Origin of the sequence: Kitasatospora sp. NPDC085464, from assembly GCF_044541955.1 — a bacterium.
GTDB lineage: Bacteria > Actinomycetota > Actinomycetes > Streptomycetales > Streptomycetaceae > Kitasatospora.
Genome location: NZ_JBITTM010000026.1, coordinates 117,487 through 140,531, shown reverse-complemented (window position 1 = coordinate 140,531; position 23,045 = coordinate 117,487). Strand labels below are relative to the sequence as shown.

The window sequence follows — 23,045 nt, the reverse complement described above, 5'->3', positions numbered from 1 at the left end:
CCGATCGAGCGGTGCTGGCGCCGGTTGGCGATCTGCAGCCAGGCGGTGAGCTGGTTGTTGAAGTCGTCGGGGCCGGTGAAGGTGCGGCCGGGCAGGAAGCTGGTCTCCAGGTAGCCGTTGGCCCGCTCGACCAGGCCTTTCGCTTCGGGGTCGCGTGGCCGGCAGAGATGGACCTTGATGGCGAGCAGGCCCGCGAACGCGGCGAACTCGCTGGTCAGCCTGCCTTTGCCGACGCCGGTCTCGTTATCCCAGACCAGCATCTTCGGAACCGCTCCCCAGCCGTCGGCCAGCAGGCGCCAGTGACCGTCGATCAGATCGCCGGTCTGCCGCGAGGGCAGCATCCGGGCGGTGATCACCCGCGAGTATCCGGAGACGATGACCAGCACCGGCGGCCGGCCCGACTGGCCGTAGCCGAGCGGGATGTCCACCGGCGGGAACCACAGGTCGCACTGGGCGAGCTCGCCGGGCTGGTAGACCGTCCGCGAGACCGGATCGACCGGCAGATAGGCCGGCCGCAGCTCGCGCACGCGTTCCTTGAGGATCGTCATCCCGCGCTCCCAGCCGATCCGCTCGGCGATGACAGTGGCGGGCATGGTCGGGGTCTGCTTGAGCAGCTCGCGGATCGCGGGTTCGACCGCGTCGACCGCCGAGCCCTTCAGCGGACGCTGGTAGACCGGCGCCCGGTCGGTGGCAAGAGCCCGCTTCACCGTGTTCTTCGAGATGCCCAGATGCCGGGCGATCGCCCGGATCGGCATCTGCTCGGCCCGGTGCAGCCGACGGATCTCAGCCCAGTCCTCCACGGAAATCACCCTCTCCTCCTGACCCTCAATGAAGATCAGGATGATCAGACGATCGCGAGGTGGGTCACCGTTGGTCCGCCGTTCAGCGGTCAGTTTTCACCCGTCGGCGAGACCGGACGGCCAATCCTCCGCCCCCTTTGACGGCCGAACAGACACGCCTGATCCGGACCCTCTTTGCGCCTTCGTTCCAGAACCAGGGACGTGCAGCGTGACGCATGCCCCCCGTTCTCGTATCAGGAGAGCGGGGGGCATGAACGCGTTTGCCTCTTTCCCTATGGAGCTGTTGTCCCCGCCAGCGCGGGCCGCCGGTCTTCGATGATCACCTGCTGTTCCAGCGGCATCGGATCGCGGCGCTTCCGACCACGCGGGACGAGCGTCACCTCAAGCAGAGCCTCAACCAGCTTCCGCTGCCGCTCAAGGGGAAGATCCTTCCACTGCTCCTCGACCTTCGGCGTACCTACGTCGAGGCCGACAAGCAAGGCGTCCGCCCCGGACCGAGTAAGGACCTTCTCGGCCTTCTTCAGCTTCTCGCGCGCCGCCGCCGTCGCCGTGGTGAATTGCTCGACTGTCATCAGGTCTGCTGCGAGAAGCTTCGCGAGCTGGTCCAGCTTGGAGTGTTGCCTGTCGATCTCGGCCTTCGCCGCGTCCGTACGGTCGTTCCCGGAGGGAGCCAGAAGGGCCAGCGCATCAGGTCGAGCGAGTCGCTCGATCATGTCGCCGTGCGTGCGGGCATCGACGTACGCGCGGTCCGAGTGGACATGGGACATGCGGCACGAGTACGTCAGCGTGCCACGACTGGCGGCAGCCCGAACCGTCTCATTACAGGTTTGGCACCGTGCGATGCCGGTCATGAGGGACTGAGCCTTGCGGCCACTTCGCCCAGCGTTCGTTCCCCTCTTGCGATCCGGGTTCACGAGCAACTGGACGAGCGAGAGGTATGTCTCCAGGTCGAGGATCTTTTCCCACTTGCCGGTACTCACCTCGTCGCCGTTGTATACCCGGATGCCCGCATAGCGAGGGTTGATCAGGACGCTTCGGACGCCCCGCGAAGACCACCCGGCCTTTGGCTTGCGCTGCCCCTTCTCCCATCCGACATCGGCACGAGAGGAGACGAGGCCGGCAGTGGCCCAGTCACGGGCGACCTGCGCGAGCGACTTTCCTGCGAGCACATCGACCGCCGCCTTGCGAATGGCCTTGGCCTCCTCGGGGACAACTGTGATGCGGTCGTTCTCGTAGCCGAAGGGCCGGACGCCGCCGAAGTGCACTTCACCCTCGGCCGCACGGGCGGCGTTCGCCAGTTTCTGGCGGGCGCCCTTCCGCTCGACCTCGGCGCGCGCGACCGCCGCCAGGATGCGGGCCACCATGCGACCGACGTCGGTCGTCAGGTCCAAGTCGCCCGAGGCCGTGGCCACACCGACGCCCGCGCCTTCTGCAAGGAGGATCAGCTCCTCCAAGTCGAGCATCGAGCGAGTCATGCGGTCGATGTGCCAGGCGACGATGAGGTCCACCTCGCGGGCTTCCACCATGGCAAGCACCGACTTCCACGCAGGCCGCTCCTTGCCTGTGGAAGCCGAGATCGAGTTGTCGATCCGCTCGTCCACGACGGTCCACCCACGCAACTGACAGAGCTGCCGACAGGCTTCGAGCTGACGCTCGACGGATCGCCCTTCGCCTGTGGCATCGAGGGATACGCGCGCGTAGATGACCGCGCGCTTCCCTTGGAAGGTTGCAGGTATTCCCACAGTGGCCCCAATCTCGATCAATCGATTGTAGACCCAAAGCAAAGATAGGCGGCGCCATCTTCCGCAGCGCCGCAGCCCTCGGCATGGACGCCGTCCTGCTCTCGCCCGACTGCGCCGACCCGCTGTACCGGCGCGCCGTCAAGGTCTCGATGGGTGCCGTCTTCGCCGTCCCGTACGTCCGCCTCGACCCCTGGCCGGCCGCCCTCGACACGGTGCGCGACGCCGGCTTCACCCTCCTCGCCCTCACCCCTGCGGACGACGCCGTCGACCTCGCGGGCCTCACCCCGCACCGCCTCCCCAAGGCCGCCCTCATGCTCGGCGCCGAGGGCGACGGCCTCACCCCCCACGCCATCGCCGCTGCCGACCACCCGGTCCGCATCCCCATGGCCCACGGCATCGACTCCCTCAACGTGGGCGCCGCCGCAGCCGTGGCCTTCTACGCCGTCACCACCCCCACCACCTGACCCCCCGCAAAGTCACCGGAAGTCGGCGGATCCGACTTCCGGTGCTCCGCCCGGGTCCGGTCAGCCCGTTGTGGCGGCCGTGGGTGGGGCGGGGGCGGCGGCGGGGGGTGGGACGGGGGCGCCGGGCCAGGACTCGTCGAGGGTGCCGTCGGCGCGGACGGTGTAGCGGGTGGAGGTGACCGCTCCGGTGGCGGCGACGCGCTCCTCGCGGACGACCGTGCTGCCGTCCAGCCGCCAGGTGGCCGCCGCCTGCGGGTCCGCTGCCGAGGAGCGGGAGGTGGTGGCGACCGGGTTGTCCCCGGCGAAGGTGTAGAGCTGGACGAGGTCGACCGGCGCCGAGCCCTCCGCCCGCCGCAGGACCACGACCGCGGCCGGCACGCCCTTGTACCGGGCCGGCAGCACCGCGCTCAGCGCGACCTGCGGCCCGGCCCCGACCGAGTGGCCGTCCTTCAGCGCGACGGCCGGCCCGCCGACCCCGTCGGGGTAGCTGCGGTTCGGCCAGTCGACCGCGGGTACCGGCCCCTGCGGGGCGGTCAGGGCGCCGTCCGCCGTGCCGCCGCGCGCTGCGGCCGGGAGCGGTGCGGTCGAGGCTTGCGGGACGACGTCCACCGACGACCCCGGCACCGAAAGCAACCCGCCACCGCCGCCACCGCCGCCCGCACCGGCAGCCGCGCTCGCGACCGCCCCGGCCGGCGGCTTCAGGCCCTGGTTGCCGCGGTCCTCGCACCCCTGCGCCGCCGCGATGGCCAGCGCCACCCCGAGGGTCACCGTGACGAAGACCACCAGCCGCTGTCGCAGCAGCCGCTGCCGCGCCGTGCCGGGCCGCCCGCCGGGGGCGGGGGTGTGCTGCCGGTCCCGGGGCCGGGCCCGGTCGCGGGGGCCGGGACGGTACGGGGGCGGAGTCTGTGGGCGGTCCGCGCGCAGCGGGCGGGTCACGGGTGTCGGCTCGGGCCGGGGGAGCGGTGCGCCGGCCCCCGGCGACCGCCGCCCGCCGGCCCCGGAAGCCTGCGCACCGGGACGGCCCGCCGCCGCCCGGGCCCGGGCGGCGGCGGGCGGTTCGGGCGAGCGCCCGGGAGCCGGGACGCCCTGCCTGGCGCCGTCCTGCGGGGCGGGCGCGGGTGCCCCCCGCCCGGGCCGGGCCGTGCGGGCTGCGCCGCCGGCCGCCGCGGCGGCCGTTCCGCGCGCGGCCAGCTCGCTGAGCCGCTCGTGCAGCGCGGCCGCGCCGGGCCGTTCGGCGGGCTCCTTGGCCAGGCAGGCGCGGATCAGCGGCGCGAGCTGCGGCGGTACGGCCGACAGGTCGGGCTCCTCGTGGACGACCCGGTACAGCATCACCTCGGAGGAGGCTCCCGAGCCGAACGGGGTGTCCCCGGTGAGCGCGTACGCGAGGGTGGCCCCGAAGGCGAAGACGTCGGTGGCCGGTGTGACGGCGGCTCCGCGTACCTGCTCGGGCGCGAGGAAGCCGGGGGAGCCGACCGCCGTGCCGACGTGGGTGAGCGTGCTGGCGCCGCGCGACCACGCGATGCCGAAGTCGATGATCCGCGGGCCCTTCGGCGAGAGCAGGATGTTGGAGGGCTTGAGGTCCCGGTGGACCACGCCGGCCTCGTGCACCTTGACCAGCCCGTCGGCGAGCGCGGCCCCGATCCGGGCGGCCTCGGGCCAGTTCAGCGGGCCCTCGTCGCCGACCCGCTTGTACAGCGAGGGCCCGGGCACGTACGCGGTGGCCAGCCACGGCCGGTCGGCTTCGATGTCGGAGCCGACCACGCGGGCGGTGCAGCCGCCCCGGATGCGGGAGGCGGCGGCGATCTCGCGGGCGAAGCGGGTGCGGAACTCCAGGTCCTCGGCGAGTTCGGCGCGGATCAGCTTGAGGGCGACGCGCTGCCCGCGGCGGTCGGAGCCGAGGTAGACCACACCCATCCCGCCGGCGCCCAGTCGCCGGTGCAGGCGGTACGGCCCGACGATGCGGGGGTCCTCACGCCTCAGCCGCATCATCGCCATGTTTCCGTTCCCCGTCAGCCTGTGGGTGAGGCCCCGTCGGTTGGGCCATCGTCAGTTCCTGTCTGGCACAGCTTACGGACTGCCTGCTGCGGTGTGCTGATACGCAACACCTCAAGCCGCCGTGCGATTGTCTGATCTTGCGTGGACGTGCAGGTCACAGGGGTGCCGGATCGCCTCTCGGGGTTGCCCCTCAGGGTTCCCCCGGGGGTCGGGTCAACCTTCCCTCCCCCTGCGGTAGTAGGCCTCAAGTCCGAGCGTCATCCTCCGGGACGTCCGAGGAACAGTACGACGGCATGACGTCCGGAGGGCCCCCTGACCAATAGCGTTGAGCCCAGCGGTGGACGGGAAGCTCGTCCCCCGAGGTAAGCCGTTCACCGCGCCAACTCGACCGGATCAGGAGCAAGGGCATGGCACCGCAGCTCACGGGAAACCCCCGCCGCCGTCGGCCGGCCTTCGTCCAGTCCCGGTCCGCCACCGAGCAGCCCACCCGGCACCCTGCGGTGGCACTGGCCATGGCCCTGCCGTGCGCCGTGCTCCTGGTGCTGCTCTTCGGCGGGTGGGACCAGATGGCGAACCAGGCCCAGGCCGTCGCCGATCTGATCGGCCGCTGAGAAGGACGCCGCCCCGTAGGGGGCGGACACAGAACGGGCACCGGTCCCCTGGGGACGGGGAGCGGTGCCGCCGGGGAGGCCGCGGCCGCTGTGACTCGCGGACGGGCGAGAGCGGTGCGCAGAGCGCCCCGGCAGGCGGAGATGCCGCGTACGGACGTCGGTGAGGGCGTCCGTACGCGGCTCTTCTCTTGTCCCGCCACCGTCGAAGAGCCGCGGAGCAACCGAAGTGCCGCGGAGCAACCGAAGATCAGATGGACAATGCAGAAGGCCGGAGCCGCGACCCTGGTGGATCGCGGCTCCGGCCGTTACTGTGCGCGATACTGGGATTGAACCAGTGACCCCTACCGTGTCAAGGTAGTGCTCTCCCGCTGAGCTAATCGCGCCTGGTGAGGCGGTCCTGCAGCAGACCCCGGAGGATCCGACGTGCGCGATACTGGGATTGAACCAGTGACCCCTACCGTGTCAAGGTAGTGCTCTCCCGCTGAGCTAATCGCGCCTGGTGAGGCAGTGGTGCAGCAGGCCTCGAAGGGCCCGTTACTGTGCGCGATACTGGGATTGAACCAGTGACCCCTACCGTGTCAAGGTAGTGCTCTCCCGCTGAGCTAATCGCGCGGGGAGGGCTCCCGGTGGAACCGGGAGATCCTCTTGGAGGTGGAGACGGGATTTGAACCCGTGTACACGGCTTTGCAGGCCGTTGCCTCGCCTCTCGGCCACTCCACCAGGCAACACATGAAGAACGATCTTACACTGTTCTCCATCGAGCGGACGACGAGATTCGAACTCGCGACCCTCACCTTGGCAAGGTGATGCTCTACCAACTGAGCCACGTCCGCCTGTCTCCCAGGACCTTCGCCGTTCTTCCCGGCTGCGCTCCCTGGCGACGTGTTGAACTCTAGCGGATTCCCGGGCCAGCTAAAAATCCGTTCTCGCAGCGTGCCGAGGGCGTGCCCGCCGAGTGCCGTCCCGTCAGCCCGTGCCGGCGCCGACCGGCCGCCACCTGCGGTGCTCCCGGACGATCATCCGCAGGCCACCCGACGCACACCCGCGCGACGCCCGGAGCTGCTCGAAAGCAGCACGAGCCCCGGCTCGCGCGCCCCGTCGCACAGGGGGCGCACCAGGGTCGGCTGCGCGCCCCCCGACCTACACTTCAGACACCGCCGCCCAGCACACCGCGCAGGAGAACCGTGTCCGGCCACCCCGACCCCAGCACCCCGCTCGCCCGCTTCGGCGGCCGCCTGGCCACCGGACTGCGCGACGTCACCTCGGACCCGGCCGCCCTCGACTCCGCCGGCTACTGGGCCGTCGCCTACGACTTCGAGGGGCGGCTCACCTGCGCCCGCTTCGACCGGGTCCTGCCCGCCCCCGCCCCGCCCTCCGGCGCCGGCTGGCGCGGCCCGGACGCCGGCAGCTGGCACAGCTCGCTGGACCGCACCGCCTACACCGCGGGCGTGCGCCGCATCCGCGAGCACATCGCCGCCGGCGAGGTCTACCAGGCCAACCTCTGCCGGGTGATGTCCGCGCCGCTGCCCGACCCGGACCTCAGCGACATCGACGCCCTCACCGGCCTCCTCGCCCACGGCAACCCCGCCCCCTACGCCGGCACCATCCGGCTGCCCGAGCACGGGGTCGAGATCGCCACGGCCTCGCCCGAGCTCTACCTGCGCCGCACCGGCCGCACCGTCTCCTCCGGCCCGATCAAGGGCACCGGCCGCACCGAGGACGACCTGCTCGACAAGGACCACGCCGAGAACGTGATGATCGTGGACCTGGTCCGCAACGACCTCGGCCGCGTCTGCGACACCGGCAGCGTCACCGTCCCCGACCTCTGCGCCGTCGAGAAGCACCCCGGCCTGGTCCACCTGGTCTCGACCGTCGAGGGCACGCTGCGCGAGGACGCCGGCTGGCCCGAACTCCTCGCCGCCACCTTCCCGCCCGGCTCCGTCACCGGCGCCCCCAAGTCCAGCGCCCTGCGGATCATCGAGTCCCTGGAGACCGCTCCGCGCGGCCCGTACTGCGGCGCCGTCGGCTGGGTCGACGCCGACCGCGGCGAGGGCGAACTCGCCGTCGGCATCCGCACCTTCTGGCTCGACCGGACCGACCCCGGCACCCCGGTCCTGCACTTCGGCACCGGCGCCGGCATCACCTGGGGCTCCGACCCCGACCGCGAGTGGGCGGAAACCGAACTCAAGGCCGCCCGCCTGGTCGCGATAGCGTCGGGAAGCGAACCCGATCCGACCGGGGCATGAGCCACACCGCCCACCGCTGAGGAGCAGCCCTCGATGCACAACCGCACCACGAGCTGGGTCAACGGCACCCTCGTCGACTCCGCCGACGCCACCGTCTCCGTCTTCGACCACGGCCTCACCACCGGCGACGGCGTCTTCGAGACCCTGAAGACCGTCGACGGCAGGGCCTTCGCGGTCACCCGCCACCTCGACCGGCTCACCCGCTCCGCCCGCGGCCTCGGCCTGCCCGACCCCGACCACGACCTGGTCCGCGAGGCCTGCGCCCAGGTGCTCGCCGCCAACCCCGCGCCGCTCGGCCGCCTGCGGGTGACCTACACCGGCGGCCAGGCCCCGCTCGGCTCCGAGCGCGGCACCACCGGCCCGAGCCTCGTCGTCGCCCTCGGTGCCATCAACCGCCGCCCCGATGAGACCGCCGTCGCCGTCGTCCCCTGGCGCCGCAACGAGCACAGCGCCGTCGCCGGCCTCAAGACCACCTCGTACGCGGAGAACGTCGTCGCCCTGGCCGCCGCCCACCGCGTCGGCGCCTCCGAGGCCCTGTTCGCCAACACCGCCGGCCGACTCTGCGAGGGCACCGGCTCCAACGTCTTCGTGGTCATCGGCGGCCGCCTGCTCACGCCCGCCCTCGCCTCCGGCTGCCTGGCCGGCATCACCCGGCGGCTCGTCGTCGACTGGTGCGGCGCGGAGGAGGCGGACCTCCCGCTCGACGCCCTCCAGGACGCCGAGGAGGTCTTCCTGACCTCCACCACCCGCGACGTCCAGGCCGTCACCCGCGTCGACGACCGCGAACTGCCCGGCATCGGCCCCGTCACCGCCAAGGCCATGTCCGTCTTCGCCGAGCGCAGCGGCGACGACCTCGACCCCTGATCCCGCCTCCGGGCCGCCGAACCCGGCCGCGTGGACGGCCCCCGTGGATAACCTTCCGAGCAAGGGGAAGGGACCACCACATGACCACCACGCTGCGCCCCGAGGGCCCGGAGACACCCACCGCGGCCGGCGGCCGCACCAGACGCTGGCGGATCCTGGCGAACGGCCACCCGGTCGGCGCGCTGCGCACCACCGCCACTCCGCACGGCGGCCGACTCTGGGGCGAGATATCGGAGTTGGAGGTCACCGAAGGGCGCGGCCGGGGCCGTGGGACGTTCGGCGGGCTGGCCGCCGAGGAGGTGCTGCGCCACTGGGACTGCGTCCGGGTGGACGTCAGGATCCCCGAACCGGCGGCCGTGGCGCGGGCCCTCGCCGCCACCCTCGGCTACACCGAGCGGATGCGGACCCTGACCAAGCACCTCGACGCAGCCCCCGCCCTGCCCGCCGGGCTGACCGTGCGCCCGATCGAGGCCGCCGTGCTCCCGGGCTGGCTCGACGGGGGAGCGGAGCGCTTCGCCCGCGCACTCGTGGCCTCCGGCCTCACCGAGGAGCAGGCCCGCGCCAAGTCCGGCGACGCCCGGCCGAACCTGCTCCCGCAGGGCGTCGAGACCCCGGGCGCCGTCCTGCGCAGCCTCCACGGCGCCGACGGCGGCCCGGAGCCGTACGGCTCGATCTGGGTGGCGCTCCACCTGCGCGACCTGCCGGACGGCGAACCGCTGGCCTGGGTGATGGTCGTCGAGGTGTCCCCGGCCCACCGGGGCCGCGGTCACGGCCGCAGCCTGATGCTGCTCGCCGAGCGGGAGTGCCTCGCCGCCGGGGTGCGCAACCTCGGGCTCAACGTCTTCGCCGACAACGAGGTCGCCGTCCGGCTCTACGACTCGCTCGGCTACGGCGTCACCGAACGCCTCTACGGCAAAGCGCTCTGACGTGCCGTCAGGAAGCGTGCGCCGCCTCGATGACGGCCACGATCCGCTCGCGCAGCCCGTCCTGGCTCTGCCCGCCGTCCAGGCGCCGGCCGCCGATCACGTACGTCGGCGTGCCCGTGACCCCGATCGCCTTCCCCTCGGCCTGGTCGGCGTCGACGGTCAGCATGTGCCGACCGTCGACCAGCGCGGTGTCGACCTCCTCGACGTCCGCCCCGACCTCGCGGGCGACGTCCAGCAGCACCTGCTGCCCCCGCGCGTCCAACTCCTCGACCCGGGCCAGCAGCGCCTCCACGAACGGCCAGCCCAGCCCCTGCGCGAACGCCTCCTCGGCCGCCTCGGCGGCCGCGTAGGCCTGCTTGTGCTTCTCCAGCGGGAAGTGCCGCAGCTCCACGGGCAGGGCGTCGCCGTACTGCGCGCGCAGCGCCCGTACGTCGTCCAGCGCGGTGCGGCAGTCCGGGCACTGGAGGTCGCACCAGAACTCAAGGCGGGGGAGGGAACCATCGATCATTCCCCCAGTGTTCCACTAGTGGGCGCCCGCCCCGGCCGGTGGTGCGCCCGAGGGCGGACCGACAGGGAGGCACCGATGACCAGGACGATCGGACGCGAAGGGGTGGCCCCGTGCTGAGCGCGGCGATCAGCTTCATGCTCACGGCGGGCGGCGTGGCCGTCGCGGGCCTGCGGGCCTGCGGGCGGCGCTTCCTGTCCGCGACCCGCTGGTTCGCGGTCGCCCTGGTGCCCGCCGGGCTGTACCTGACCGGGCTGTTCCCGCTGGCGAGCACGATCGGCCGGGCGTTCACCGACTGGGCGGCGAAGCTGGTCTTCGATCCCCGGGTGTGGACCGGCATCGTGCTGCTCGCCGTCTCCGCGGTCCTGCTGGTCACCACCCGCTGGGTGGGCCGCCGGGGCGCCGTCGAGGCGCCGCAGGAGCGCCCCGCGGCCGCCGGACCGGCGCCCGAGCGTCCGGCGGTGGCACCGGCCCCCAGGGCGCCGAAGAAGCCGGCCGGGGGCAAGCGCGACGACGGCCTCGGCGACTTCGCCGACATCGAGGAGATCCTCCGCAAGCGCGGCATCTGACCGCCGGAGCCGGACACGGGGCCCGTACGGGGAGTCCCGCGGCGTCGCACGGGCCCGTGGATCAGGACGAGGGGACGGCCTCGGCCGAGCGCTGCCGGGCCCGGTAGGCGGCGACGTGCAGCCGGTTGCCGCAGGTGCGGCTGTCGCAGTAGCGCCGGGAGCGGTTCCGGGAGAGGTCCACGAAGACCCGGGCGCAGTCCGGCGCCTCGCACCGGCGCAGCCGCTCGCGCTCGCCGGCCATGAGGATGAAGGCCAGCGCCATGCCCAGCTCGGCCGCCAGGTGGTCGCCGAGCGCGGCGTGCGGCGCGAAGTAGTGGATGTGCCAGTCGTGGCCGTCGTGGTCGGTCAGCCGGGGCGTCGTCCCGGCGGCCGCGACGATGGCGTTGACCAGGTCGGCGGCCTCCGCGGTGGACTCCGTCGCGAACACCTCGCGCAGCCGGGTCCGCAGCTCGTGCACCCGGCGCAGGTCGTCCTCGGTCAGCGAGTCGATCTCGCTGATCTCCTGGCGGACCACGAAGGCGTCGAGCGCGGCGACGTCCGGCAGCCGCTCGGCGCCGCACACCTCGGGTGCGGTGTTGAGCAGCTCCACGAGGATGCTCAGCGCGCACTCGGTGTCATGGGTGATCAGCACGTTGGGGGCTCCTCGCGCAGGGGACTCCGATACCCCGCGTCCACGGTTACCCCAGACCATACCGGGCCTTGTGCCAGAAGGGCGGCGCCTTCTTTCGAAGGTGTGTACGGATCCCGTCAGAGCGTCCGAAACCGGGCGTCGCCCGCCGATCCGGACCCCGGGCGGACGTTCGAAGCCCGTGTCCGCGTGCGGCCCCGGGAAGACGTCGACGCCCGGCACCGAGGCCGGCCACCCGAACGGGGTGGCCGGCCTCGGTGCCGGGCGCCTGCGGTGCTGCGGGCCCGCTCCGGTGGGAACGGGCCGTCCACCGGCCCCGAGACCGCGTCGTGCGCGGCTGAGTGCGCTGCCGTGCCCCCGAGTAGGACGGCTGCGATGACGGCAGGGGGATCGACCCCGCCGACGGCGGGGCGTGACCTCCTCCGGTCGGGGTCAGCTTTCGGCGAGGATGTGGGACAGCTCCCGGTCGAGGTCGAAGTGACGGTGTTCGGTGCCGGGCGGCACCGCGGCGTCCGTCCGCTTGAGGAACGACTCAAGCGCCCGGGCCGGGGCCTCCAGCAGGGCTTCTCCTTCCGGAGAGCTCAGCGCGATGCAGACCACCCCTTGCCCGTGACTGCGCGACGGCCACACCCGGACGTCGCCGGTACCGGTGGGTCGGTGCAGCCCCTCCGCGAGGAGATCTCGGGCGAACACCCACTCCACGGTCTCGTCGGCGCCCGTGTGGAACGTGGCGTGCACGGCGTAGGGGTCGGCGGTGTCGTAGCGCAGGCCCGCGGGGACGGGCAGTGAGGACTCGCTGGACACGATGAGGCGCAGGTGCAGCTCGCAGCTGACCGTGGTGTTCATAAGCGCCATGGCCTTTCGCTCAGTGTGCGCTCGGGGAATCGCACGTCGGCGAACGGACCATCCCACCCCCAAGACCGATGTAAACCCCTCTGTCCCGATTCGGGCGCGAGTCGTACCCCTGACGGCGCATTGCGGAATCGCCCCGGAGTGGCCGGGCCCGGCATTACCGAGGCACTTCTTGGTTAGTTTCCTGGCATGACTGTGCGAAACGACAAGACGGCCGGGAACACGAGAACGGGTGAAGCGATCACGCCGGATGACGGACCCCCCGACGGGGGCCGGGCGGTCGGCTCCCTGGCCCCGGCCTTCGTGCGCCGCTCCCGCGCGCTGCACCGGGCCTGGCAGGTGGCGATCTTCCTGGCCGGCCTGGCCGTGGTCGGGCTGGGCGTGGTGCTGCTGCCGCTGCCCGGGCCGGGCTGGGTGGTGATCTTCCTGGGCATGGGGATCTGGGCCACCGAGTTCGTCTGGGCCCGGCTGGCCCTGCGCTGGACCCGCCGCAAGGTCGCCGAGGCGGCCCACCGGGCCATGGACCCGCGGGTGCGCCGGCGCAACCTGACGATCACCGCCGTCGCGCTGGCCGCCGTCGTCGGGGCGGGCGGCTGGTACCTCGCCCGGTACGGCCCGGTCGTCCCCTGGCAGCTGGACGGGAGGTGAGCCGCCCGGGTCCGGGGCGGGGAGCAGGGAGGGTGTTCGGACCACCCTCCGGGATGCGGTAATGTTTTCCCTGCACCCGGGCGATTAGCTCAGCGGGAGAGCACTTCGTTCACACCGAAGGGGTCACTGGTTCGATCCCAGTATCGCCCACCGGACAGCACGCAGGCCCTGACCAGGAAACCGGTCAGGGCCTGCGGCGCGTTCCGGGCCCGGTGCGCCGGGCCGCCCGCTACGCCGCCGCCTCGCAGCCGTGCTCCGGCTCCAGCCGCCGCCCGCAGCCGCACCGGGCCGGCCGCAACGGCCAGGACGGGTCCACCCGCTCCGCCACCCCCGAGCGGTCGAACCAGCCCTGCAGCCCGCGCGCCTGCGCCGCGTGCCAGACCGCCTGCCGAAGGTGCAGCTCCGCCGCGGTCAGCCCGCCGACCGCCGCCGGGTAGCGGGCACCTATGCACCGGGTCAGGCCCAGCGCCGCCGTCGCGTCCGCCGCCGCGTCGTGCGCCCCGGCCAGCTCCACGCCGTAGTGCGCGCACAGGTCGGTCAGCGTCCGGCGGCCCTTGCGGTAGCGGTCCACGTGCTTGTCCAGCACCCGTGGATCCAGCACCAGCAGCCCGGCCGCCGCCAGGCCGCCGACCAGCGTCAGCCCGTGATGGCGGCGCAACTCGCGGTCCAGCAGCGTCAGGTCGTACGGCGCGTTCATCACCACCACCGGGTGCCCGGCCCGGGCCTCGGCCGCCAGCGCGCGGGTGACCTCCGCCACCACCGCGCGGGCCGGGCGGCCGTGCAGCCGGACGTGCTCGTCGGTGATGCCGTGCACCGCGCGGGCGCCGTCCGGGATCGGGACGCCCGGGTCGGCGAGCCACGTGGTGGTCCGCACCGGTGCGCCCGGGGCGAGTTGGACGACCAGGGCGGCCGAGACGATCCGGTCGTTCTCCACGTCCACGCCGGTGGTCTCGGTGTCGAAGGAGGCGAGTGGGCCGGTGTACCAGTGCTGCTGCATGACTGCCCCTCAGGCGTGCGTTCCGCGCCCGGTTGATACCCGGTTCTGACGGACCTTCAACCCGTTTGGCCCAGGCCGGACCGGGGATCCTGCCCATGACTGTCCCGTTCGAATCGACCGGCCCGTTCGAATGCCGGACGGGCCCGCAGCCGGGGGAGGCCACGGGGCGATGGCACTGACACAGCCGCAGCCCGAGGAGGCGGCGGCCGTCCTGCGGGGGAACCTCGCGGTCACCGCCTGCATGGAGACGCTGCAGGTCGGCTACCTGCACGCGGTCGCCGCCGCGGCCGGCTGCTCGCTCTCCCAGCCGTTCCCGGACAACGGCATCGACTGGCAGGTCAACCACGGCTCCCGGGCGCACCAGGTGGACGACGAGGTCACCATCAAGATCCAGCTCAAGGCCACCCAGCAGATCGCGCCCGACCCGGCCGGGCGCTTCTTCAGCTTCACCCTGGACAACGACCACCTGCGCAAGCTCGCCCGGTCCCGGGTCGCCGTGCCCCGGATCCTGGTCGTGATGCTGCTGCCGAGCCGGGTCGACCACTGGCTGCGGGCCCGCCCGGACGCCCTGGAACTGCGGCACTGCTGCTACTGGGTCAACCTGGCCGGCCACCCCGTCACCGGACAGCGGCGCACCAACGTCCGGGTGCCCACCGACAAGGTCTTCGACGACCGCGCGCTCTGCGACATCATGGCCCGGGTCGGCGCGGGCGGCAGCCCGTGACCGCCCGGCCCCGGCAGCGAGGAGCCGACCCCATGACACCGCCGCACGGACCGGGCGAGCCGCCCCTGCCCGACCCGGCCACCCTCGACCCCGCGGTGCTGACCACCCTGCTCGCCCGGCACGGCTGGATCCGCCGCGGTGGCCCGGCCGCCCGGTACGGCCGGTGGACCCCACCCGACGGCGAGCCCGGCACCAGCCTCCTCGTCCCGGCCGCGGACGGCTTCGACGACGCCGTCGAACTCCTCACCGACGCCGTCACCGCACTCTCCCGCTCCCGCACCCCCTCGGCCCGCTCGATCCTGCTCGCCCTCGCCGTCCCCGGCGACGAACTGCGCTGGCGCCGCGAAGCGCCCGGCCCCGCCGGGGCCACCCCCTGGGACGACGCCGAGCGGCTCCGCCGGGCGGCCCGCGGGATGCTCGCCGCCGGGGCCAAGGCCGCCCGCGCCAGGGCCGCCTACTTCGGCGCCCGGCTGGACGGCCCCGCCGCGGACTTCCTGGACCGCGTCCTGGTGGTCGAACACGGTGCCGCCCTCACCGCGTACACCCCCGCCCCCGAGGGCCGCGCCGCCGTCACCACGCTGGTGCGCGCCCTGGAGGCACTGCGCGACGCCGTCGACTACCGCCGGGTCAGCGGCGGGCCCGAGGCCTTCGAGAACGCCGTCCGGGCCGGGGTCAGCCGGGAGCTCGTCCAGTCCGTCGGGGAACTCGTCCGCGGCACGACGGCGGCCCGGCTCACCGTCGCCTGGTCACCCGCCGCCGGAACGCCGGGCGGCTTCGGCGACCGCCGGATCGACCTCGACTTCTCCCCCGGCGACCTGCCCGCCCTGACCGAGGCCGCCGACCTGCTGGAACGGATCGAGCCCGCCGTCGCCGTCACCGTCGTCGGCGTCGTCACCCGGCTCAAGCGCGCCGACCCGGCCGGCCCCGGCTCGGTACGGCTGCGCGTCCTCACCGGCGCCGAGGTCCGCGAACTCAGGCTCCGGCTGTCCGACCCCGACTACCGGCTCGCCGCCGAGGCCCACCTCGCGGGCCTGCCCGTCCGGGTCTCCGGCCGGCTGGAGCGGCACGGCGGTTTCCGCCGACTGACCCGCCCGCACGGACTGGAACCGTGCGGCTGGGAGGAAGGGGACCGCGAGCGCCTGCTGAAGTCGCTCGGGGAGAAGGCGGACGGAGGGGGAGAAGGGGCGTAGGTGGACGGCGGGGGCGGCGCTCTCGGTACCATCGTCACGCGCAGCGCTGTGCTGCGTCCTCTGAAATCCAGTACGTCAGGAGAGACCGGTGACGGACGTCCGGGTAATCATCAGCCGCGAACCCGATCGGGAAGAGCGCGTGGTGACGACGGGCACCACGGCCGCCGAGCTCTTCGCCGACGACCGCTCGATCATCGCCGCCCGCGTCGCCGGCCAGCTCAAGGACCTCGCCTACGCCGTCCAGGACGGCGACGAGGTCGAGCCGGTCGAGATCGGCAGCAAGGACGGCCTCGACATCCTGCGCCACTCCACCGCGCACGTGATGGCCCAGGCCGTGCAGCAGCTCTACCCCGAGGCCAAGCTCGGCATCGGCCCGCCGGTCAAGGACGGCTTCTACTACGACTTCGACGTCGAGAAGCCCTTCCACCCCGATGACCTCAAGGCCATCGAGAAGAAGATGCAGGAGATCATCAAGCGCGGGCAGAAGTTCTCCCGCCGCGTGGTCACCGACGAGTCCGCCCGCGAGGAGCTGGCCGCCGAGCCGTACAAGCTGGAGCTGATCGGCCTCAAGGGCTCCGCCGCCACCGCCGGCGAGGGCGCCGACGTCGAGGTCGGCGCCGGCGAGCTCACCATCTACGACAACCTGGACGCCAAGAGCGGCGAGCAGTGCTGGGGCGACCTCTGCCGCGGCCCGCACCTGCCCAGCACCCGGCACATCCCGGCGTTCAAGCTGATGCGCAACGCGGCCGCCTACTGGCGCGGCAGCGAGAAGAACCCGATGCTGCAGCGCATCTACGGCACCGCCTGGCCGACCAAGGACGAGCTGAAGGCCCACCTCGACTTCCTGGTCGAAGCCGAGAAGCGCGACCACCGCAAGCTCGGCAACGAGCTCGACCTCTTCTCCATCCCGGAGGAGATCGGCTCCGGCCTCGCCGTCTTCCACCCCAAGGGCGGCATCATCCGCCGGGCGATGGAGGACTACTCGCGCAAGCGGCACGAGGAAGAGGGCTACGAGTTCGTCTACACCCCGCACGCCACCAAGGGGAAGCTCTTCGAGAAGAGCGGCCACCTCGACTGGTACGCGGACGGCATGTACCCGCCCATGCAGCTCGACGAGGGCGTGGACTACTACCTCAAGCCGATGAACTGCCCGATGCACAACCTGATCTTCGACGCGCGCGGCCGTTCGTACCGTGAACTGCCGCTGCGCCTCTTCGAGTTCGGGACGGTGTACCGCTACGAGAAGTCCGGCGTGGTCCACGGCCTCACCCGTGCCCGCGGCTTCACGCAGGACGACGCGCACATCTACTGCACCCGCGAGCAGATGGCGGAGGAACTCGACTCCACGCTGACCTTCGTGCTCAACCTCCTTCGCGACTACGGTCTGACCGACTTCTACCTGGAGCTGTCGACCAAGGACCCGGTGAAGTACGTCGGCAGCGACGAGACCTGGGAGGAGGCCACCGCCGTCCTCGCGAGCGTGGCCGAGAAGCAGGGCCTGCCGCTGGTGCCGGACCCGGGCGGCGCGGCCTTCTACGGCCCGAAGATCTCGGTGCAGGCGAAGGATGCCATCGGCCGTACCTGGCAGATGTCGACCATCCAGCTCGACTTCAACCTGCCGGAGCGCTTCGACCTCGAATACACCGCGGCGGACGGCTCGCGCCAGCGGCCGGTCATGATCCACCGCGCGCTCTTCGGCTCGATCGAGCGGTTCTTCGCGGTGCTGCTGGAGCACTACGCCGGCGCCATGCCGCCGTGGCTGGCCCCGGTCACCGTGACCGGCATCCCGATCACCGACGAGCACGTGCCGTACCTGCTGGAGGTCGCGGCCGAGCTCAAGAAGCACGGGATCCGGGTCGAGGTGGACACCTCGGACGACCGCATGCAGAAGAAGATCCGGAACGCTCAGAAGACCAAGGTTCCGTTCATGCTGATCGCCGGCAACGACGACGTCGAGGCGGGTGCCGTCTCCTTCCGCTACCGCAACGGCGAGCAGAAGAACGGCGTCCCGGTCGCGGACGCGGTCGCCGAGATCGTGGATGCGGTGAAGAACCGCATCCAGGTGTGATCCGGTAGCACGACCGTCACGCGCGGGGCAGGCTCTCGATGAGTCTGCCCCGCGCGGCTTTGCATCCACCGTCGGGCGAATATGCTGATCAGCATGACGACTGAGCCGGAACTGCAGCGGGGCGTCGGTGAGCCGGACGGCTTCCGCCGCTTGTGGACCCCCCATCGGATGGCGTACATCCAGGGTGAGAACAAGCCCACCGGCCCGGCTCCGGACGACGGTTGTCCGTTCTGCTCGATCCCGTCGCTGAGCGACGAGGACGGGCTGGTCATCGCGCGGGGGAGCGCCGTCTTCGCGGTGCTGAACCTGTACCCGTACAACGGCGGGCACCTGATGGTGGTCCCGTACCGGCACGTGGCCGACTACACCGACCTGGACGAGGCGGAGACGGCCGAGCTGGCGGACTTCACCAAGAAGGCGATGACCGCGCTGCGGGCGGCCTCCGGGGCGCACGGGTTCAACATCGGGATGAACCAGGGCGCGGCGGCCGGTGCCGGGATCGCGGCGCACCTGCACCAGCACGTGGTGCCGCGCTGGGGCGGGGACACCAACTTCATGCCGGTGGTCGGCCACACCAAGGTGCTGCCGCAACTGCTGGCGGACACCCGGAAGATGCTGGCCGAGGTCTGGCCGCAGGGCTGATCCGGAGAACGCGGAAGGGGCCCGCCACCGAGGAGATCGGTGGCGGGCCCCTTCCGTCCGTCGTGGGCCGGGCTCAGCCGGCGTTGAAGGTGTCGACGTCGTACGGCCGGGGGCTCTGCGCCTCGGACTTGATGATCGAGGTGCGGGTCTTGAAGAACCGGTCGGCGTCGAGGTCGTGCTCCTCCAGGAACTCCAGCGTGGCGGTGTGGACCGCGTTGAGCACCGGGACGGAGGCGTTCATGGCGTTGTCGACCATGGAGCGGTTGTCCCAGGCGCGGCCGGCCCAGACGTGCCGCAGGCCGAACGGTTCGGGCAGGCCCAGCCCGCCGCCGAGCCAGCCGAGCAGGCCGGGAATCCGGTAGAAGGGGGCGCGGACGGCCTGGCGGACGACCTCGTCGTTGTCGATCAGGGGGAGCTTGACGGTGCGGTCCTCCCAGAACTTCACCGTCTTGGAGACCGTCTTCTCCTTGTCCTTGGGCTTGTCGAAGAAGACGCCCTTGACCGGGCCGAGCGCGTAGCCGGCCACCGAGATGGTCAGCACGTTGGCGAGCAGGGTCACCGTGATGGTGAAGGTGAGGACGAGCTTGCCGTCGTGGGTGATGAACTGGGTGGCGAGGTAGTGCCGGGGGCCGCCGGAGAAGGTCTGCTTGTCGGCGATGCTCTGCACGGCGAAGTCGCGCATCCGGTCGCCGTCCATGTCGGCGTTGCCGGGGCGGCTGATCTCGTCGGCGCCCTCGCCGATGTCGAAGACCACCCACTGCTTGATGGTGACGTTGGGCATGCCGCTGTTGGCGACGTGGCTGATGCCGAGGCCCTTGAGGTGGGTGGAGATCCGGCGGACCAGGTCCCAGGGGTGGAAGGCGCGGAAGTCGACGTGGCCCTCGGCGGGGTGGAGGGTGTCGGCGAGGCGCCACTCGCCCCAGCGGCGGCCGGCGCCGAGGATGCCCTTGGGGCCGGCGTAGTGGTGGACGTTGGTCTCCTGCTCGGCGTCCAGGCGGCCGAGCTTGTCGCGCAGGTCGACGGCCTTCTTGTCGAGGTCGTCGCGGGGGACGGCCTTGGCGACGGTGGCGGCGACGGCGGAGCCCTCGACCAGGGACTGCCAGCGGGCGCGCAGGTCCTTGGCGGAACGCTCGACGATCCGGCGGGCGAGGTACCAGCCGATGACCGGGGCGAGCATCGTGATGCGCAGGTAGATGCCGAGGACGCCGGCGGCCGGCGGGCGCAGCACGAGGAAGACGGCGAGGGCGGCGGCCAGCGCGAGGGTGATGCCGCCGTAGACGCCGGCGTTCTTCGGGTTGTCCCGTTTGAGCCAGGCGCGCACCTGGAAGGCGGCGAGCCAGACCAGGGTGCCGGGGAGGAAGAGTCCGCCGGTGACCAGGGTGACGGTGGTGAGGTGGCGGTCGCGGGTGTTGCGCAGTTCCTCGGCGGCCAGGCAGTGCTCGACGACCTGGCGGGTGTCGACGCCGAAGGCCGGGACGATGGGCTTGCGGTCGCCGCCGAGGGCGCGGGAGACCAGCGCCTTGCTGAACGCCTCGCCGAGGTTGGGGCGGAAGAGGGCGAAGCGGCCCTTCTTCTCCTTGGCGTCGGTGACGGCCGTGACGAAGCCGCCGATCTCGCCGTCGCGGTAGGCGGCCGAGGAGAGCGCCTGGGTGACGGCGGTCTGCGGGCCGGCGTCGGTCCGGGGTATCTGCGCGCCCGGGGTCATGTCGAGTGTGGTCACGGTGGCGTCCCCTCCTCCCCTTGTCAGCGGCAGGTTACCGTGCCGCGGCCCCCGGGCGCGGATGATCGTCTGAAGTACCGTCACGATCGAGCCGTACCGGGGCTGAGAGGCATGATGCCCGGGTTCGGGTGCATCGATACCCGCCGGGGCGGTCCGGAGTGGGGTGGAGGAGGATGGTGGTGGAGGCGAGGAAAGGGGAGCCGTTGTGAAGGATCCGGTGCTGGTCTTCGACGGGGACTGCGCGTTCTGTTCGTCGTGCGTGCGGTGGGCGGAGCGGTACCTGCGGCAGACGCTGGCCTCGGGGGGCTGGGAGGCGGTGGCGTTCCAGTTCGCGGACCTGGCGGCGCTGGACGGGCTCGCGGGCGGCCGGGGCGAGGTGTCGGCCGAGCGGGCGGAGCGCGAGGTGCTGTGGGTGACGCCGAGCGGGCGGGTGTACGGGGGCGCGCAGGCGGTTGCGCGGCTTCTGATGCGCTCCGGCGGCGCGTGGGCGTACCTGGGCGCGGTGTTGACGGCGGCGCCGGTGCGGCCGGTGGCGGGTGTGGTGTACCGGTGGGTGGCGCGGAACCGGCACCGGATGCCGGGGGGTACGGCGGCGTGTGCGCTGCCGAACCGCGGGGCCGTCCGGTCGTGAGCCCGTCCGGCGGGCCCGTCCGGTCGCGAGCCCGCCGGTGGTGAGTCGGCCCGGCGGCAAGTCCGCCCGGTGGTGGGGCCGTTCGGCCGGTGCGCCGGCCGGTGGTCAGTCCGTGTAGCGCTCGGCCAGGGCGGTGGGCATGGGTTCGTGGCGCAGGTAGGCGCGGGAGAACTCGGCGGTGCCGTGGGTGAGGGAGCGCAGGTCGACGGGGTAGCGGACGAGTTCGAGTTCGGGGACCTCGGCGCGTAGCAGGGTGAGGCCGGTGCCGCCGGTCTCGGTGCCGAGGACGCGGCCGCGGCGGGCGGAGAGGTCGCCGAGGACGGCGCCGAGGTAGTCGTCGGGCAGCAGGATGCTGACCGCGGCGACGGGTTCGAGCAGGCGGATGACGGCGTGCTCGGCGGCGTCGCGCAGGGCGAGGGCGGCGGCGTTCTGGAAGGACGCGTCGGAGGAGTCGACCGAGTGGGCCTTGCCGTCGGTGAGGGTGACCCGGACGTCGACGAGCGGGTACCCGGTGGAGACGCCCTTGGTGAGTTGGGCGCGGATGCCCTTCTCGACGGAGGGGATGAAGTGCTTGGGGACGGCGCCGCCGACGACGTGTTCCTGGAACTCGAAGCCGGATCCGGCCGGGAGGGGCTCGACTTCGAGGTCGCAGATGGCGTACTGGCCGTGGCCGCCGGACTGTTTGACCAGGCGGCCGTGGCCGGCGGCCGCGGTGCCGAAGGTCTCGCGGAGGGCGACCTTGGGGGCGACGGTGTCGACGTGGACGCCGTGGCGGGTGCGCAGGCGGTCGAGGACGACGTCGGCGTGGGCCTCGCCGGTGCACCAGAGGACGAGCTGGTGGGTGTCGGGGTTCTGTTCGAGGCGTAGGGCCGGGTCCTCGGCGGTGAGCCGGGTGAGGGCCTGGGAGAGCTTGTCGTCGTCGGCCTTGCTGTGGGCTTCGACGGCGATCGGCAGCAGGGGCTCGGGGAGGGTCCAGCCGTCGAGGTCGACGGGGTGGCCGGGGTCGTGGACGGTGTCGCCGGCGCGGGCGCTGGTGAGCTTGGCGGCGCAGACGAGGTCTCCGGCGACGGCGTGCGGGACGGGGCGCTGGAGCTTGCCGAACGGGCTGGTGAGGGCGGTGACGCGTTCGTCGCCGTTCTGGTCGGCGGCGTGGGCCGGGCCGACGAGGTGGATCTTGGTGTCGGGGCGCAGGGTGCCGGCGTACAGGCGCAGCAGGCTGATCCGGCCGACGTAGGCGTCGCCGGTGACGCGGACGACCTGGGCGGCGAGGGGGGCGTCGGGGTCGCAGTCCGGGCCGGGGCGGGTGCGTTCGGTGGGGTTCGGGAAGGCGTGGACGACGAGGTCGAGGAGTTCGGCGGCACCGAGGCCGTTGTCGCTGGTGGGGACGGCGGGGTGGAGGGTGCCGTCGAGGACCTCGCGGCGCAGTCCGGCTTCGAGGGAGTCGGTGTCGAGGGTGTCGCCGGAGAGGTAGCGCTCCATGAGGGTGTCGTCCTGGCCGGAGATGGCCTCGACGAGGCTGTCGTGGGCGGGGCCGGTGTCGGGGAGCGGGGTGGCGTCGCCGTAGGTGTCGCCGGTGAGGAGGTCGACGCTGCCGTCGGGCCGGCCGTCGTGGAGGACGGGGAGGAAGAGCGGGCGCAGGGTGTCCGGGCCCAGCCCGAAGGCGTCGTGGCACGCGGTGAGGATCTCGTCGAAGCCGGTGCGGGCGAGGTCGAGCTTGGCGACGGCGATGGCCCGGGGGATCCCCTCGGCGGCGCACTCGCGCCACAGGGCGCGGGTGGGTGCGGTGACGGGGTCGGTGGCGGAGACGACGAAGACCGCGGCGTCGGCGGCGTGCAGCGCGGCGCGCAGGTCGGCGGCGAAGTCGGGGTGGCCGGGCGGGTCGATCAGGTTGATCTTGACGCCCTTCCATTCGAGGGGCAGCAGCGAGAGCTGGACGGAGCGTTGCTGCTGGTGCTCGATGTCCTCGTGGTCGGAGACGGTCGTGCCGTCGGTGACGCGGCCGGCGCGGCCGGTGGCGCCGGCGGCGTGGGCGAGGGATTCGGCGAGGGTGGTCTTCCCCACACCGCTGGAGCCGATGAGGACGACGTTGCGCAGGTCCCGGGGGCCGGTGACGGCGGGTGCCTGGCCGGCTCGTGCCGTGCTGCGGTCGGGCATCGGGGTCTCCTCCCGTGGCGCCGAGGCTGTCCATCGCAGTCTAGGACCGGGTGTCGCGGCGGCGCGTGT

19 protein-coding genes, 6 tRNA genes and 2 pseudogenes are annotated in these 23,045 nt (G+C 72.6%); 13 read left to right on the top strand and 14 right to left on the bottom strand.

Annotated features, from left to right (window positions below):
• Together istA and ACIGG8_RS23590 are read right to left on the bottom strand one after the other, a co-directional pair.
• Positions 1-809, bottom strand: an 809-nt coding sequence (gene istA, locus ACIGG8_RS23595; protein WP_396550478.1) for an IS21 family transposase, incomplete at its 3' end; no start/stop codon positions are given.
• Between the two features lie 263 nt (positions 810-1,072).
• Positions 1,073-2,542 carry a recombinase family protein gene (locus ACIGG8_RS23590; RefSeq protein WP_396550486.1) on the bottom strand — a complete coding sequence of 490 codons (1,470 nt, stop codon included), beginning with the start codon at positions 2,540-2,542 and terminating at the stop codon, positions 1,073-1,075.
• A 50-nt stretch (positions 2,543-2,592) separates the two neighbouring features.
• Between ACIGG8_RS23590 and ACIGG8_RS23585 the strand changes: the two are divergent.
• Positions 2,593-3,006, top strand: a pseudogene (locus ACIGG8_RS23585) (TrmH family RNA methyltransferase); the annotation flags it as partial.
• 642 nt (positions 3,007-3,648) lie between these two features.
• Here the strand turns inward: ACIGG8_RS23585 and ACIGG8_RS23580 are convergent.
• Positions 3,649-5,001 (bottom strand): annotated as a pseudogene (locus tag ACIGG8_RS23580) (protein kinase); the annotation flags it as partial.
• A 407-nt stretch (positions 5,002-5,408) separates the two neighbouring features.
• Here ACIGG8_RS23580 and ACIGG8_RS23575 point away from each other — a divergent pair.
• The gene (locus tag ACIGG8_RS23575) at positions 5,409-5,612 is read left to right on the top strand and encodes a hypothetical protein (protein WP_350521290.1); all 204 of its coding nucleotides are present in this window, start codon (positions 5,409-5,411) and stop codon (positions 5,610-5,612) included.
• 311 nt (positions 5,613-5,923) lie between these two features.
• Here the strand turns inward: ACIGG8_RS23575 and ACIGG8_RS23570 are convergent.
• The 5 genes from ACIGG8_RS23570 to ACIGG8_RS23550 all read right to left on the bottom strand — a co-directional run bounded on the left by ACIGG8_RS23570 (position 5,924) and on the right by ACIGG8_RS23550 (position 6,445).
• A tRNA-Val gene (locus ACIGG8_RS23570) sits at positions 5,924-5,995 on the bottom strand.
• Positions 5,996-6,036: 41 nt separating this feature from the next.
• A tRNA-Val gene (locus ACIGG8_RS23565) sits at positions 6,037-6,108 on the bottom strand.
• Positions 6,109-6,152: 44 nt separating this feature from the next.
• Positions 6,153-6,224 (bottom strand) — tRNA-Val (locus ACIGG8_RS23560).
• Between the two features lie 34 nt (positions 6,225-6,258).
• Positions 6,259-6,332: transfer RNA gene (locus ACIGG8_RS23555), tRNA-Cys, on the bottom strand.
• A gap of 40 nt (positions 6,333-6,372) precedes the next feature.
• Positions 6,373-6,445: transfer RNA gene (locus ACIGG8_RS23550), tRNA-Gly, on the bottom strand.
• A gap of 351 nt (positions 6,446-6,796) precedes the next feature.
• Between ACIGG8_RS23550 and ACIGG8_RS23545 the strand changes: the two genes are divergently transcribed.
• From ACIGG8_RS23545 to ACIGG8_RS23535, 3 genes are all read left to right on the top strand, one after another.
• On the top strand, positions 6,797-7,858 hold the full coding sequence (locus ACIGG8_RS23545; protein ID WP_396550476.1) for a chorismate-binding protein: 1,062 nt from the start codon (positions 6,797-6,799) through the stop codon (positions 7,856-7,858).
• A 33-nt stretch (positions 7,859-7,891) separates the two neighbouring features.
• Positions 7,892-8,722 (top strand): aminotransferase class IV, encoded by an 831-nt coding sequence (locus ACIGG8_RS23540; protein ID WP_396550474.1) that lies wholly within the window; start codon positions 7,892-7,894, stop codon positions 8,720-8,722.
• An 80-nt stretch (positions 8,723-8,802) separates the two neighbouring features.
• On the top strand, positions 8,803-9,648 hold the full coding sequence (locus ACIGG8_RS23535) for a GNAT family N-acetyltransferase (RefSeq protein WP_396550472.1): 846 nt from the start codon (positions 8,803-8,805) through the stop codon (positions 9,646-9,648).
• Between the two features lie 7 nt (positions 9,649-9,655).
• Here ACIGG8_RS23535 and ACIGG8_RS23530 read toward each other — a convergent pair whose 3' ends face one another.
• Positions 9,656-10,156: a DsbA family protein gene (locus ACIGG8_RS23530; protein WP_396550470.1), complete on the bottom strand. Its 501-nt coding sequence runs from the start codon at positions 10,154-10,156 to the stop codon at positions 9,656-9,658.
• 110 nt (positions 10,157-10,266) lie between these two features.
• On the opposite strand from ACIGG8_RS23530, the gene ACIGG8_RS23525 reads away from it, so the two are divergent.
• Entirely contained in the window at positions 10,267-10,722 is a 456-nt protein-coding gene (locus tag ACIGG8_RS23525; RefSeq protein ID WP_396550468.1) for a hypothetical protein, read from the top strand.
• A gap of 61 nt (positions 10,723-10,783) precedes the next feature.
• Here the strand turns inward: ACIGG8_RS23525 and ACIGG8_RS23520 are convergent, their stop codons facing one another.
• On the bottom strand, positions 10,784-11,353 hold the full coding sequence (locus ACIGG8_RS23520) for a CGNR zinc finger domain-containing protein (protein WP_396550466.1): 570 nt from the start codon (positions 11,351-11,353) through the stop codon (positions 10,784-10,786).
• Positions 11,354-11,782: 429 nt separating this feature from the next.
• On the bottom strand, positions 11,783-12,196 hold the full coding sequence (locus ACIGG8_RS23515; protein WP_030056266.1) for an SsgA family sporulation/cell division regulator: 414 nt from the start codon (positions 12,194-12,196) through the stop codon (positions 11,783-11,785).
• A gap of 195 nt (positions 12,197-12,391) precedes the next feature.
• On the opposite strand from ACIGG8_RS23515, the gene ACIGG8_RS23510 reads away from it, so the two are divergent.
• Entirely contained in the window at positions 12,392-12,850 is a 459-nt protein-coding gene (locus tag ACIGG8_RS23510; protein WP_396550464.1) for a TIGR02611 family protein, read from the top strand.
• A 78-nt stretch (positions 12,851-12,928) separates the two neighbouring features.
• A tRNA-Val gene (locus ACIGG8_RS23505) sits at positions 12,929-13,000 on the top strand.
• Positions 13,001-13,079: 79 nt separating this feature from the next.
• Here the strand turns inward: ACIGG8_RS23505 and ACIGG8_RS23500 are convergent.
• Positions 13,080-13,847 (bottom strand): exonuclease domain-containing protein, encoded by a 768-nt coding sequence (locus ACIGG8_RS23500; protein ID WP_350521282.1) that lies wholly within the window; start codon positions 13,845-13,847, stop codon positions 13,080-13,082.
• Between the two features lie 169 nt (positions 13,848-14,016).
• Here ACIGG8_RS23500 and ACIGG8_RS23495 point away from each other — a divergent pair, with 169 nt between their 5' ends.
• From ACIGG8_RS23495 to ACIGG8_RS23480, 4 genes are all read left to right on the top strand, one after another.
• A complete protein-coding gene (locus ACIGG8_RS23495; RefSeq protein ID WP_350521281.1) occupies positions 14,017-14,571 on the top strand; it encodes a DUF4365 domain-containing protein in 555 nt (184 codons plus the stop codon).
• A 32-nt stretch (positions 14,572-14,603) separates the two neighbouring features.
• Positions 14,604-15,761, top strand: coding sequence for a hypothetical protein (locus ACIGG8_RS23490; RefSeq protein WP_396550462.1), 1,158 nt, complete (start codon positions 14,604-14,606; stop codon positions 15,759-15,761).
• Between the two features lie 88 nt (positions 15,762-15,849).
• Positions 15,850-17,829: a threonine--tRNA ligase gene (thrS, locus tag ACIGG8_RS23485; protein ID WP_396550460.1), complete on the top strand. Its 1,980-nt coding sequence runs from the start codon at positions 15,850-15,852 to the stop codon at positions 17,827-17,829.
• Positions 17,830-17,910: 81 nt separating this feature from the next.
• Positions 17,911-18,471, top strand: coding sequence for an HIT domain-containing protein (locus ACIGG8_RS23480; protein ID WP_097238679.1), 561 nt, complete (start codon positions 17,911-17,913; stop codon positions 18,469-18,471).
• 73 nt (positions 18,472-18,544) lie between these two features.
• Here the strand turns inward: ACIGG8_RS23480 and ACIGG8_RS23475 are convergent, their stop codons facing one another.
• Complete coding sequence (locus ACIGG8_RS23475; RefSeq protein ID WP_350521278.1) at positions 18,545-20,191, bottom strand: hypothetical protein; 1,647 nt, start codon at positions 20,189-20,191, stop codon at positions 18,545-18,547.
• Positions 20,192-20,396: 205 nt separating this feature from the next.
• Between ACIGG8_RS23475 and ACIGG8_RS23470 the strand changes: the two genes are divergently transcribed.
• Positions 20,397-20,822, top strand: a complete 426-nt coding sequence (locus tag ACIGG8_RS23470; protein WP_396550457.1) for a thiol-disulfide oxidoreductase DCC family protein — start codon at positions 20,397-20,399, stop codon at positions 20,820-20,822.
• Between the two features lie 105 nt (positions 20,823-20,927).
• On the opposite strand, the gene ACIGG8_RS23465 is transcribed toward ACIGG8_RS23470, so the two are convergent.
• On the bottom strand, positions 20,928-22,976 hold the full coding sequence (locus tag ACIGG8_RS23465) for an elongation factor G-like protein EF-G2 (protein WP_396550455.1): 2,049 nt from the start codon (positions 22,974-22,976) through the stop codon (positions 20,928-20,930).
• Between the last annotated feature and the right edge of the window lie 69 nt (positions 22,977-23,045).